This is a genomic window from Pseudomonas sp. A0308 (assembly GCF_044218815.1).
GTDB lineage: Bacteria > Pseudomonadota > Gammaproteobacteria > Pseudomonadales > Pseudomonadaceae > Aquipseudomonas > Aquipseudomonas iridis.
The window spans coordinates 4,527,217-4,540,529 of record NZ_CP162581.1 but is presented as its reverse complement, the minus strand read 5'-3'; the positions used below and the strand labels follow the sequence as shown (position 1 = coordinate 4,540,529).

Genomic DNA, 13,313 nt, shown 5'->3' with positions numbered 1-13,313 from the left:
TAGGTTATCCTCGCGCCCAGCCAATTGCTAAACAAGACGGCAGGTAGTCAATCCCTACCCAATGGAACACGTGCTCGTCGATAAAAGCGCCCTCTTATGGACGCCTTCCCTTAAGGACACCATGTCTGACCTCACGCTGGACTTCACCTGTAAAACCGCTTTCGCGTCTGTGGCAGGACGCTCGCATCTGGAAACTCAAGCACCTTGCCAGGACTACGTCGCGGCAAGAGAGTCGAACGCTGTGACATGCATTGCCTTGGCCGACGGCGCTGGCTCCAGAGCCCGCTCGGACATCGGCGCCCAAGTCGCAGTAACCGCGACACTCGCCTACGTCTGCAAAAACTTTGAAAGCCTTTGGCAGAACATGGAAAAGCACAACGCCAAGGCAGCCCAGCGCCTGATCAATCGTTGCCTGGACGCGTTCAGACGCAAATCCGCTAAGCTCGGCTGCGAGATCAACGATCTGGCCTGCACTCTGTCGTTCGTCGCTTACTCACAAGGTCGCTATATGGCGGGCAACTTGGGAGTCGGCGTCATTGCACTGATTGATCCGGACGGGCAACTCGAGACCCTTTCGCCTCCAGAAAATGACGAGCTCACCAATACCACCTCGTTGCTGAATGACCCTAAAGCGATATCGAAGCTCAGGCTGTACCGCGGGACAGTCTTAGCGCCGACGGGTTTTGCGATCATGAGTGCCGGCACAGCAGAAAGCCTTTACCAAAAGTCCAGCGGCGTTCCCGCACCGGCAGTGCAAAAACTGCTGGAGTGGAATGCAACGTTGCCGGGAAAAAAATTCAAGGCTGTTTTGAGCGAGCACCTGCAACAGTCCATCGCCAGCGAAACTGCAGATGATTGCGCCTTGGGGCTGATTTCAATTCTCCAGCGTGAGAATTCGATAAAACGCACGGACTTTGCCGGAACAGCGTGAACGACAAACTCTGGTTCAAGTTTCTCCTTGCTCCAGAGGCGTCAAACGGCGGTCACTGCAACACCCCCAACTCTTTAGCCCGCGCCACTGCCTGCGTACGCCGCTCAACCCCAAGTTTGCTGTTGATATGGCTGGCGTGGGTTTTAACGGTATGCAGCGAGATGAACAACTGCTCGCTGATTTCCTGATTCGAGCAGCCCTGAGCAATCAACCGCAATACCGCCAGTTCGCGACTGCTGAGCTGTTCGGTAGTACTTGATTCCACGGCCGGACGGGGTGCGGCTGGCGGAAAATGTTGCAGCAATTGCTGTCCTGCCAGCGTTGGCGACGTCAGCAATTGTCCGCGCAACCAGTCCACGTGTCCCTTGACCAAAGCCTCGAACGGTTGCAGCACGCCCCCGGCCGCTGCCTCCAACGCCTGATTCAGCGCTTTGCGCGCCTCCGCCTCGCGCCCGCTCGCCAACAGCAACGCCACCTTCTGCGTCAACGCCATAACGCTGAGCAACTGACGCCCGGTTTGCTGGCCGTTTTCGTGCAATACGTTCAAGCGCCCTTCGGCGAGCATCGGTTGCCCTTGAATAACATCGAGCAGTGCCTGTTGCAGTTCGACATGCAAAGGCAGTTGTGGATGAAATTCCGGCGGCGCCGCCGCACGTTCGCCCGTATAAGTCTGGCCCAACCGCGCCAGCCAGGCTTCGGCCAGATCGGTGCGGCCCTGCGCCAGCCACAGTTCACATTTGACCAGGGTGATCATCGCCAGATAGTAGATCGGCGGCACGTCCCAGATGTGCATCAGCCGTTCGGCTTCAGCGAGTTCGGCGAAGGCTTTGGCGAACTCACCGCTGGCGCCATCCAGACGCGCGATCACGCAGTGACCGATCAACACGCTGATGTCGCGACAGGCCCGTGCTTCACTGAGCCCGGCCAATAACCGCACGCGTGCGAGCTGCGGCTGCAAGCGCATCGCCAACAGAAAACCTTCGTACAACGTCAGCCGCGCGCGCACGGCATACAGGCGCTGTGGGGAAAGTCCGCGCAACCGTTCCAGGCCCTGATGGACTTCATCGAGCGAACGCAGAATTTCACCGCGAGCCTGCAAAACGCGGGCGCGATCGTAATGCGCCAGTGCTTCAAATAACGGGTTACCAACGCGTTGCGCCAACTCAAGGGACTCGCGATTCAATCCCCGCGCGCGCCACAGATCACCGTCGGCAATCGCCAGGTTGGATAACGTCGACAAGCACATCAGCCGCTGGCCGTAGCGCTTGACCGGCAGGCTTTCGAGCGCTTCGCTGCAGTATTTGAGCGTCAACTCGCGATGACCGCGCCCGCGCGCGATGATCCCGCTCAACGCCAGCCATTGCGCCAGCATCGACTTTTGCGCCGTGGCCGATGGCGCCGGCAGGAAGCGGCTCAGATGGCTGGACAATTCTTCGGCCGCATCGAGCTGACACGCCAGCCCCAGCGCCCAGCTGTACAAGACGATCAAGCGCGGCGTGCTGATCAACAGGCTGTCGGGCAAGTCCATTTTCCAGCGCAACAGCATGCCGACATTCTGCTCGGCCAACAGTTGCTCCTCCGACAGGTTCTGCACCAGATTAGCCGCGACGTCGAGGTGGCCGGCACGCAACGCCTGCTCCACGGCCTCATCGAGTAAACCCTGAGCGTTGAACCAGCGACAGGCGCGCAAATGCAGCGTTCCGGTGGGCACCATGGCCTGTGCAACCGGGCGACTGCGCAACAGGTCGGAAAACAAATGGTGATAGCGATACCAGTGCCCGTGTTCATCCAGCGGCACCAGAAACACCTGATGCGCCTGCAGGAAACGCAGGATCTCGGCACTGTCATGGGCTTCGCGCACGGCATCGCACAGTTCGCTGCAAAAGCGCTCCTGCGGTGCGGTGTCGTAGAGAAACGATTGCACTTCGATGGGCAGGCAATCGATGACTTCTTCAAGCAGATAGTCGCGGATCAGCCCTTCCCCGCCGTTCAGCGCTTGCGGCAATGCGGCTTCACTGCCGGCTTCGGATGCTGCCAGCAGCCAGAAACGCAGCCCGGCGACCCAGCCTTCGCTGCGCTGGATGAGGTTTTCCAACGCTTCGCCGCGCAATGAAGTGCTGTGGCGATCGAGCAATGTCAGGGCTTCGTCATGGGTCAGGCGTAAATCCTGCTCGTGCAGTTCCAACAGTTGCCGCGACAGTCGCAAGCGCGCCAGGTGCCAGTCAGGGCGCTGCCGACTGGTGACCATCACCAGCAGACCCTCGGGCAAGTGGTTGAGGAAAAACTGCAGGCAACGGTCGAGCACCGGGCCTTGGGCGAGATGATAATCGTCGAGCACCAGCAACAAGGGTGTCGCCGGATCAAGGTGCTGCGCCAGCTCGTCGAGCAGACCGTCGAGCCATTCTTCAAAGGCAAACGGCTGGTGGCGTTGACGCATCTTCAGCAGGCCGAGCGCGCGGCTGCCCAGTTCGGGGAAATAGTCTTGCAGGCCTTCGAGCAAGCGCTCGAGAAAGCGACCGGGGTCGCTGTCCCGTGGGCTCAGGCCCAGCCAGAGACTTTGCCAATGCGCCGGCAGACTCTGGCAAAACTCCACGGCCAGCGAACTCTTGCCGAAACCTGCGGGGGCGCTGACCAGCAACAGCCGTCCACCGAGTCCTGCTTGCAGGCGCTCGCAAAGGCGTGGTCGCAATACGTGTCCGTCAGGCAGCGGCGGGCGAAAAAAACGCCCGTCCAGTGCCGCGACGGCAACGCTTGCGGGACCCGGAAGTGGGGACAGATCAGTCATGGCCGGCTCTTGTTCGAATTGCTGTTGGCGGCGTTGCAGATGTCCGCAGACTAGCCTTAAACGAACCGGTTATGAAGGTAGTTGCTACAAATGGCTACAAAAAGGCTACAACGACCTGCACGCCAAATCCTGTAGGCGCTGCCGAAGGCTGCAATCTTTTGACGAGAATGTTTCTGAATCCAAAGCAGGATTAAAAGATCACAGCCTGCGGCAACGCCTACACAAAGCGGTACAAAATGATCAAAAAAAAACGCCCCGAACCAGTCGGGGCGTTTTCACGAGGATGCGGCCTCGGGTTTACAGCGGTTTAACGAACACCTTCCTGACGCAGAGCGGCCGGGGTGAAGTCGCTGGTGGTCGCGGTGAAGCCGAAGTCATACGCACTCTTCTCTTCGTTCTTCATGCCCAGCGCCAGGTAGCGGCCGGATTGCAGGTCGTAGAGGGTTTCCAGGGCATACCACGGCACTTGTTTGTCGTAGTAGTTCTCGGCATGCGCCTCGGCCACACGCCACAGCTGACCACGACCGTCGTAATGGTCGATGACCGCTGCTTGCCAGGTGTCCTCGTCGATGTAGAAGTCACGTTTGGCGTAGATGTGGCGCTGACCTTCCTTCAGGGTCGCAACCACGTGCCAGACCCGGCGCAGCTCGTAACGCGCCAGATCCTGGTTGATGTGGCCGGCCTTGATGATGTCGGCGTATTTCAGTTTCGGATCGTCGAGCTTGTAGCTGTCGGAGGCGATGTACATCTCTTTTTTGCCTTCGAGCTTCCAGTCGTAGCGATCCGGCGCGCCGTTGAACATGTCCAGGTTGTCGGAGGTACGCAGACCGTCCGCCGCAGTACCCGGGCCGTCATAGGACACTTGCGGTGCGCGGCGCACACGGCGCTGACCGGCGTTGTAGACCCACGCCGAACGTGGCTCTTTAACCTGGTCGAGGGTTTCGTGCACCAGCAGCACACCACCGGCCAGACGTGCCGGCGCAGTCACTTTCTGCTTGAAGTAAAACAGGATGTTGCCTGGGTTCGCCGGATCGTAGTCTTTCATCTTGTCGCGGAACACGAACTGATCCTGGAAATACACCAGGCTGTACGAGCCGTTCGGTTGCGGCGTGGCCTGGGTCACCAGACGCGTCACGCTGCCGCCACGATAGCGGGTGATGTGGTTCCAGATGACTTCGACGCCGGTTTTAGGAATCGGGAACGGCACAGCCGTTTCGAAGTTTTCCAGACCGTTGCCGCCCGACACCAGCGTGGTGGTGGTGGCGTTTTTCTTGATGGAGGCGAACACCTCATCCGGCACGGTAGCGCCGCGATGCGATGGATAGACCGGCATCTTGAAGGTTTCCGGGTAGCGCTTGAACATCGCGTACTGGCCCGGCGCAAGTTTGTCCTTGTACTTGTCGACATCCTTGGCGGTGATGGTGAACAACGGCTGCTCACTGGCGTAAGGGTTGGACAGGAAACCACGCGCATCGACCGCACCGGCATTCTTCGGCAACGGCTTCCAGGCCGGGATCGAGCCATCGGCGTTACCCGCCATTTCTGCGCCCATCGGGGTCAGGCTCTTGCCCAGCTTGTCCGCTTCGCCAGCAGGCACTGCGGCCATGACGCCGGTCGCCAGCAGCGACAGACCCAGAACACCGGCGTGGAACAGACTTTTTGTTATTTTCATAAATTCGTTCGTCCTGAAATGCAGTGCTTAGAAGTTCACGCCGAAGCTGAGCGCAACGAAGTCGCGGTCATCCACGGTGGTGTACTTGCCGTCGAAGAAGTTGGTGTAGGCCAGGCTCGCGGTGTAGGTGTTCTGGTACTCGGCATCGACGCCCAGACTGACCGCTTTGCGACCTTCCTCGAAGTTGCCGCCAGGGCCAGGCGAGTAGCCGCTGACGTCATGGGACCAGGCCACGTTCGGCTTGAGGTTCACACCGGCGAAGACGTCGTTGTAATCCCAGATGGCCCGACCGCGATAGCCCCACGACATCGATGTGGTGAAGCCGTCGTTGTCGCAATTGCGGCTGCGGTTGTTCTGCGGCGAACCCGGCCCTGCACCATTGATGGTGCTGGCGTTGAGAATGTTGGCGCAGGTATTGATACCGCCAGTGGCCGGCAACTCACCCGGACCATAAACCGGATCCCGGCCATAACGCTTGTCGGAACGGCTTTCCAGACCGCCCACGTAGGTCATGCCCGCTTCACCCACGAGGGTCAGACGGCTGGCGCCCATGACCTGATCGAAGAAGTGCGTGAAGGTCGTCTGCAGTTGGGTGATTTCCTTGCGCTCATAGCCGTGCAGATCCTGACCAGGAACGCCATTTAGCAGCGAAGCGTTGGTCAGTGCGCCGCCCAGCGGACGAACACCGGCGAACAGGATGTCGGTGGAGTTCAGTTGTACGGGTGCATTCGGGCGATAGCTGATCTCACCGCTCCACGCCGTACCGGTAGGCAGGGTGGTAGAGAAGCTCAGGCCGTAGAGGCGAATGTCCTCAGGGTATTCAATAAAGTAATTCGAGTTGCCCGCCACCAGCAGTGGTGCGAGAGCTGCGAACGGCCCGGGCAGACCGGCTGCAGTGTTGTAGACCGACCGCGGCGCACCGGTTGCGCTGAAGATCGGCGCACGGCTGTGGTAGTTCATGAAGTACGCGCCGAACTCGGTATCCAGAGGCTCGAACATGTACTTCAGGGACGCGCCCCACTGACCGCTGTCACGGGCATCGCGATCCGGACCACGGCGTACCAGAACGCCTTCCTGATTGACATCGACGCCGTTGGCGGCCAACGGCCCCAGTGCAACGGCTGGAATAGTCGAACGCTTGTTCAGCACGCGCAGGTTGTCGTTGCAACCGTCGGCGACAATGTCCGGCTGCGAAAAGAAGGTGCCGCAGTTATCGACAACGGTCTGGTCCCATTCCAGCTGATAGAAGGCTTCGGCCGACAGATTGTCGGTCAGGCTCTGAGACACGTAGAACATGTTGACCGGGATCAGGCCTTCCTTGATCTCGGCACCTGGACGACGGAATGCAGACACGTCGATCGGGTTGATCGAGTTGATGCCGCCACCGATGAAGGTACTTTCACCCCAGCTCACTACCTGCTTGCCCAGACGAACCGAGCCCGGCTGATCGGCGATGGCGTAGTTGTGGTAGACGAAGGCGTCGAGGATCTGCCCGCCGGAAGACTTGGCGCCTTCCTTGCGATTGCTGTCGCTGATGTCCTTGAACTGACGGCTTTCGTCCTTGAGTTCGAAGTCGTACCAGTATTTGCCACGGACGAACACGCCGGTGTCGCCGTATTTCAATTCAAGGTCATGGATGCCCTTGAAGATCTTCGAAAAGGTTTCGCCGCTCTTGAAGTTGGCGTGGCCATCGTCAGAAGTCTGCGACAGGCCGTGACCACCATTGTTGACGCCGATGAGGTTCTTGTTCGGGCTCTGGGTAGACCAACTTGCGCCGATCGACAGGGATGAATCGAACTGACCTTCGATTTCACCAACGTTGAAACTGACGCCGAATGCAGGCCCGGCGAGCGAAGAAGCAAGACTGACCGCCAGAGGCAGTTTCGCCCGGCGCCAGAACTGGTTTACTGAGGTCATCGACGCTACTCCATGTGCATTATTGTTATGGCAGTGAGTACTTTTAAAAACGCCTGAAGGACCGGATGCCAAAGGCTGTCCGACGTCACTCCAAAGATGCATCGCCCCATCTTGTGCGTGTGCCACGTTCTTAAAAATCCTTAAGTGGACTATAGCCAGCAGGTTGTAGAGCTTGATCCCTCTAAAGTGTGATTTGCAGCTGCCGACCACTCTGGAACAGTCCTTTCGCCAGGCCGACACGTGTCGGCATGGCAAGGATGGCTGAAATTTTCGATTTCACAAGGCAAGCGCTTGCTTGGCGGGTCTGGCGCGCCGTTTTCGGCGCGCCAGCAGGGACTTAAAGGGTCGAGAGGAAGGTGCTGTTATTGGCCTGCCATTCAGTGATGTCGAGACGGATACGCTTCTTGTCGAGCTTGCCGACGCTGGTCTTGGGAATTTCCGTAACAAGAGCGATCTGACTCGGAATCGCCCACTTGCTCAGATGCCCCAGCTCCACAAATGGCTTGAGGTGCTCCTTGAGCTCCCGCGCCCCGATTTCATGCCCTTCACGGATCACCAGCAGGGCAAACGGGCGCTCGCCCCACTGCGGATCGGCGATGCCCACCACTGCTACTTCGCGTACCGCGACGTGACGGCTGATCAGGTCTTCGAGGTCCAGCGAGGAAATCCATTCGCCACCGGTCTTGATCACGTCCTTGATCCGGTCACGGATGTCGATCACGCCCATGCTGTCGAGCGTCGCGACGTCGCCGGTGTGCAGCCAGCCGCCGGCCCACAGTTCGGCGCCTTTTTGCGGTTCGTTAAAATAACCTTCGGTCAGCCACGGCGCACGCAGCACCAGTTCACCCTGGGTTTCGCCATCGGCCGGGAGGAAGTTGCCCTCGGCATCGACAATCGCGGCTTCCACCAGCGGGCCCGGCACACCGGCCTTGATTCGATAAGTGGTGCGTTCGTCCTCCGTGCCGGCCATCAGCTCGTCGTTGAGGTGTGCGCACGATACCAATGGTCCGGTCTCGGACATGCCATAGGCGGCGGTCAGTTGAATGCCGCGAGCCTTGGCGGTTTCGTACAGGGTACGGTTGAGTGCGCTGCCGCCGATGACGATTTTCCAGCCGCCGAAATCGGTTTCCTGCGCACCTTTGGCGTTGAGCAGCATTTGCAGAATGGTCGGCACGCAATGGGAGAACGTGACCTTCTCCTTGCGCCACAGCTCCACCAGAAACTCCGGATCGTAACGCCCCGGATAAACCTGTTTGAGCCCGAGCATGGTCGCCACATAAGGCAGGCCCCACGCGTGGACATGGAACATCGGCGTGATTGGCATATAGACGTCGTTGGTGCCAAGCAGGCGCACACTGTCGATGGAGCCCATGATCGTCGACACGCCCATGGTGTGCAGCACCAGTTGCCGATGGGTGAAGTACACGCCTTTCGGGTTGCCGGTGGTGCCGGTTGTATAGAACGTGGTGGCGACCGAGTTTTCGTCGAAGTCCTCAAAGTTGTACTGCGGGCTGGCGGCGGCCAGCAGTTGCTCGTATTCGCCCACCAGATTCGGCAGCTCGGCGGTTTTTTCCGGCAGATCGGTCAGCAGCAGGGTTTTCTCGACCGTGGTCAGGTGCGGCGCAATCGCCTGGTACAGCCCGACGAACTCGCTGTTGACCAGCACGAAGCGGTCCTCGGCGTGGTTCATGGTGTAGAGGATCTGTTCCGGGGACAGGCGCACGTTGATGGTGTGGATCACCGCGCCGATCATCGGAACGGCAAACATGCATTCCAGGTAACGGTGACTGTCCCAGTCCATCACCGCCACGGTGTCACCGGCCTTGACGCCGGCAGCCGTCAACACGTTGGCCAGCCGCGCCACGCGTTCGATCAGGGTCGGGTAGCTGTAGCGTAACTGGTCACGGTAGATGATCTCGCGGGTTTTCTCGTAACGGGCACCGGACATCAGCAGCCGTTTGATCAGCAATGGATACTGGTAGGCCCCATCGGCTGGGGGAATGACGCGAGTCTGCAACATAAGAATCCCTTTTCTGACGGCTCGGTGTTGGCGTAGAGATTTGTACTCTAAAACCCTTATACGCCAGCCAAATCAGCCAAAGGAATGATTTGCAGAGCCGTACAAATGCTAGCTTTGCGCCAGCATTTGCAGGATGGAAGGGGAAAGTCATGAACGAGCCCTTTGTAGGAGCTGCCGAAGGCTGCGATCTTTTGATGTGTTTTTAAGATCAAAAGATCGCAGCCTTCGGCAGCTCCTACAGGATCGCGGCCATCCAATAGCCCGCAGCCCTCAGGCTCTCGCCGGATCAATGCATCTCGGTGAACGCGATTTTCACACCGAGGGCGATCAGCACAGCGCCCATGGTGCGGTCGAACCAGTGGCCCATGCGGGCGAAACCGGCGCGTACGCGTTGCTGGCTGAACAGCATGGCCACCAGGCAGAACCAGAAAGCGGTCGCGACAGCGAGGTAAACGCCGTAGCCGGCCTGCATCGCCAGGGGCGTGTGCGGGTTGATCACCACGGTGAACAACGACAGGAAGAACAGTGTGGCTTTCGGATTCAGGCCGTTGGTCACGAAGCCCGAAGTGAACGCACCACGGGCGGTGCGCTCGCCCGCTTCCTTGTGCAAGTCATCGCTGACGGCTTTTGCCGGTTGCGCACGCAAGGCCTTGAAGCCGATGTACAGCAGGTACGCCGCCGCCGCCCATTTCAGCGCGTTGAACAGCACAATCGACTGCGACACGATCAAACCGATGCCCAGCAGCGAATAGCCCACATGCAGGAAAATCGCCGTGCCCACACCCAGCGCCGTCCAGGTACCGGCGCGTCTTCCGTGGGTGACGCTCTCGCGCACCACCACGGCAAAGTCCGGGCCGGGGCTGGCGACGGCCAGCAGGTGGATCAGTGCAACGGTCAAGAACTCGGTCCAGTACATGGGGGCTCCTCTGGAGTTGATCAGTCAAATCGGACTCAAGGCGCAGGTGCTCGCTCCCACAGGATTTTGGAGCACCGCCGACACCGAGTAACCAATTGTTTCATCTGGTAGGCTCGGCAGATTACGCCTTCCGTTCACAGCACAAAAGGTACAATTGATGACGAACCCGCGCCGCGCCGTATTCCTTGATCATCCTTCACTGGATCTTGGCGATCTCGACCTCAGCCCGTTGCGCGCCTGCTTCAGCGACTTGCAATTGTTCGCTCAGACCTTGCCTGAACAGGTTGCCCAACGCCTGCAAGGTGCCACCGTGGCGATCAGCAACAAGATCCTGATCGACGCCGCCGCCATGGCCACCAACCCTGACCTGAAACTGATCCTGATCACCGCCACTGGCACCAACAACGTCGATCTGGTGGCCGCTCGCGCCCACGGCATCACGGTGTGCAACTGCCAGGGTTACGGCACGCCATCGGTGGCGCAACACACCATCATGCTGTTGCTCAACCTCGCCACCCGCCTGGCCGATTATCAAAAAGCCGTCGGTGACGGTCGCTGGCAGCAGGCGAAACAGTTCTGCCTGCTCGACTACCCGATTGTCGAACTGCAAGGCAAAACCCTCGGCTTGCTCGGTCATGGCGAACTCGGCGGCGCCGTTGCGCAACTGGCCGAAGCGTTCGGCATGCGCGTATTGCTCGGGCAGATCCCGGGGCGCCCTGCCCGGGCGGATCGTTTGCCGCTGGATGAATTGCTCCCGCAGATCGACGCCCTGACGTTGCACTGCCCGCTCAACGAACACACTCGCCACTTCATCGGCGCTCGCGAACTGGCTTCGATGAAACCCGGCGCGTTCGTGATTAACACCGCCCGCGGCGGACTGATCGATGAACAGGCGCTGGCCGATGCCTTGCGCGCCGGTCATCTAGGCGGCGCCGCCACTGACGTGCTGAGTGTCGAGCCGCCCACTCAGGGCAATCCGCTGCTGGCCGCCGACATTCCGCGCCTGATCGTCACGCCGCACAACGCCTGGGGCAGCCGTGAGGCGCGGCAGCGCATCGTCGGTCAATTGACCGAAAACGCCGAAGCGTTCTTCAGCGGTAAGGCGCTGCGGGTCGTCAGTTGATAAACTGCGGCACTTTTTTTTGAGGAGCAGATATGGATCCGCGCAGTGAAGTACTGCTTCGTCAGCCCGAGTTATTCCAGGGTTCGCTGTTGTTGGCCGGTTTGCCTGCCGACGATTTGCTCGGTCGCCTGCCCAACGCGTTTGGCTGGTGCTGGCATGCCGGTGATCAAAACGCCCTGGAGGCGCGCTTCGAAGGCCGCAGCCATTTCGGCGTGAACATCCCCGAGCGCGAGTTCGACAGCGCCGTGGTGTTCCTGCCCAAGTCCAAGGACTTGACCGACTACATCCTCAACGCCGTGGCCGCGCGCCTGGCCGGGCGCGAAGTATTTCTGGTCGGGGAAAAACGCAGCGGCATCGAAGGCGCGTCCAAGCAACTCAACCCGTTCGGCAAGCCGCGCAAGCTCGACAGCGCGCGGCACTGCCAGCTCTGGCAAGTCACGGTAGCCAATGCCCCTGAAGTGAAGTCGCTGGAAAGCCTGGCACAAACCTATGAATTGCCGCTGGCCGAAGGTCCGCTAAAAGTCATCAGCCTGCCGGGCGTGTTCAGCCATGGTCGACTGGATCGCGGCAGCGCGCTGTTGCTGGAGCATCTGGACAAACTGCCGAGCGGCCACCTGCTGGATTTCGGCTGTGGCGCTGGAGTGTTGGGGGCTGCGGTAAAACGTCGCTACCCGCACAACCAGGTCACGTTGCTCGACGTCGACGCTTTTGCCGCCGCCAGCAGCCGTCTGACGCTTGCAGCCAACGGGCTGGAGGCTGAAGTGCTGACCGGTGACGGTATCGATGCTGCACCGATGGGACTGAGCGCGATTCTGAGCAATCCACCGTTCCATGTCGGCGTTCATACCGATTATTTCGCCACCGAGAACTTGCTGCGAAAAGCGGCCAAACATCTGAAAAACGGTGGCGAACTTCGCCTGGTTGCCAATAGCTTCCTGAAGTATCAACCGTTGATTGAAGAGCACCTCGGGATCTGTGCGATCAAGGCTGAGGGTAACGGTTTCCGGATTTACCGGGCCAAGCGCGGCTGAAAATTTGTTCTTGCTCTATCGGATTTGCGAAGGCAGAATCCGCTCCGTCCTAGGGGAGTAGTCTCCCACGAGCACCAAGCTCGTCCGGCATACGTCAACATACTTGATCCTCAGATCATGGCGTATGCGACCCAAGCGTCCGCATCAGACGGATTGCAGGGTTTGACAAGACCTATGACACGCACACCTTACCCGGGGCGGGAAGGCTGTACGTGTCATAGCCGTGTCGACCCGCCCCTTAGGAAAATCCTGATGCTGGACTCTTTACTCGTTCCCACCGCAATCGTTGCCTTGGCCGAAATCGGCGACAAGACGCAACTGCTCGCGCTGATTCTGGCCGCTCGCTTTCGCAAACCCTGGCCGATCATTGCCGGCATCGTCGCTGCGACCCTGGCCAACCACGCAGCAGCCGGTGCGGTAGGTGCCTGGTTTGGCAGCTTCTTCTCCGACTCCGTGTTGCACTGGATTCTCGCCGCAAGCTTCGCAGCCACTGCACTGTGGACATTGGTCCCGGACAAAATGGATGACGATGAAGCCAGCACCGCGCGCAAGTTCGGTCCGTTCCTGACCACGCTTATCGCGTTCTTCCTTGCTGAAATGGGCGACAAAACCCAGGTTGCGACGGTGATGCTCGCCGCGCAATATCCGGAGTTGTGGCTGGTGATCATCGGCACCACATTGGGCATGCTGATTGCCAACGTGCCGGTCGTACTGGCGGGTAATTTTGCAGCGGACAAACTGCCACTGACCTTGATCCGACGCCTGGCGGCCTCGGCATTCCTGATTCTGGCGCTCGTTGCGGTGTACAAGGCGATGCAGAGCAGTGGCTGGATTTAACGGCACAAGTCGATAGACCGCGTCATCGGTCTTCGCGAGCAGGCTCGCTCCCACAGGGATGTACGGCGCTCACAGATTGTG

General features: G+C 59.6%; 9 protein-coding genes and 1 riboswitch. Of the genes, 4 read left to right on the top strand and 5 right to left on the bottom strand.

What is annotated here, in order from left to right; all coding sequences use genetic code 11:
- Positions 1-121 precede the first annotated feature (121 nt).
- Positions 122-931, top strand: a complete 810-nt coding sequence (locus tag AB4P92_RS21025; protein ID WP_261735999.1) for a PP2C family serine/threonine-protein phosphatase — start codon at positions 122-124, stop codon at positions 929-931.
- A 52-nt stretch (positions 932-983) separates the two neighbouring features.
- Here AB4P92_RS21025 and AB4P92_RS21020 read toward each other — a convergent pair whose 3' ends face one another.
- From AB4P92_RS21020 to AB4P92_RS21000, 5 genes are all read right to left on the bottom strand, one after another.
- Positions 984-3,716 carry a LuxR C-terminal-related transcriptional regulator gene (locus tag AB4P92_RS21020; RefSeq protein WP_395598089.1) on the bottom strand — a complete coding sequence of 911 codons (2,733 nt, stop codon included), beginning with the start codon at positions 3,714-3,716 and terminating at the stop codon, positions 984-986.
- A 307-nt stretch (positions 3,717-4,023) separates the two neighbouring features.
- Positions 4,024-5,388, bottom strand: coding sequence for a DUF1329 domain-containing protein (locus tag AB4P92_RS21015; RefSeq protein WP_042561013.1), 1,365 nt, complete (start codon positions 5,386-5,388; stop codon positions 4,024-4,026).
- 27 nt (positions 5,389-5,415) lie between these two features.
- Positions 5,416-7,305 carry a DUF1302 domain-containing protein gene (locus tag AB4P92_RS21010; protein WP_042561014.1) on the bottom strand — a complete coding sequence of 630 codons (1,890 nt, stop codon included), beginning with the start codon at positions 7,303-7,305 and terminating at the stop codon, positions 5,416-5,418.
- Between the two features lie 337 nt (positions 7,306-7,642).
- The gene (locus AB4P92_RS21005) at positions 7,643-9,325 is read right to left on the bottom strand and encodes a fatty acid--CoA ligase (protein WP_047303120.1); all 1,683 of its coding nucleotides are present in this window, start codon (positions 9,323-9,325) and stop codon (positions 7,643-7,645) included.
- 286 nt (positions 9,326-9,611) lie between these two features.
- Entirely contained in the window at positions 9,612-10,241 is a 630-nt protein-coding gene (locus tag AB4P92_RS21000; RefSeq protein ID WP_042561016.1) for a LysE family translocator, read from the bottom strand.
- A gap of 157 nt (positions 10,242-10,398) precedes the next feature.
- On the opposite strand from AB4P92_RS21000, the gene AB4P92_RS20995 reads away from it, so the two are divergent.
- From AB4P92_RS20995 to AB4P92_RS20985, 3 genes are all read left to right on the top strand, one after another.
- The gene (locus tag AB4P92_RS20995) at positions 10,399-11,364 is read left to right on the top strand and encodes a 2-hydroxyacid dehydrogenase (RefSeq protein WP_395598088.1); all 966 of its coding nucleotides are present in this window, start codon (positions 10,399-10,401) and stop codon (positions 11,362-11,364) included.
- 32 nt (positions 11,365-11,396) lie between these two features.
- Positions 11,397-12,395 carry a class I SAM-dependent methyltransferase gene (locus AB4P92_RS20990; protein ID WP_042561018.1) on the top strand — a complete coding sequence of 333 codons (999 nt, stop codon included), beginning with the start codon at positions 11,397-11,399 and terminating at the stop codon, positions 12,393-12,395.
- A gap of 40 nt (positions 12,396-12,435) precedes the next feature.
- Positions 12,436-12,558, top strand: a riboswitch (yybP-ykoY riboswitch).
- 89 nt (positions 12,559-12,647) lie between these two features.
- A complete protein-coding gene (locus tag AB4P92_RS20985) occupies positions 12,648-13,232 on the top strand; it encodes a TMEM165/GDT1 family protein (protein ID WP_115148164.1) in 585 nt (194 codons plus the stop codon).
- Positions 13,233-13,313: the final 81 nt, after the last annotated feature.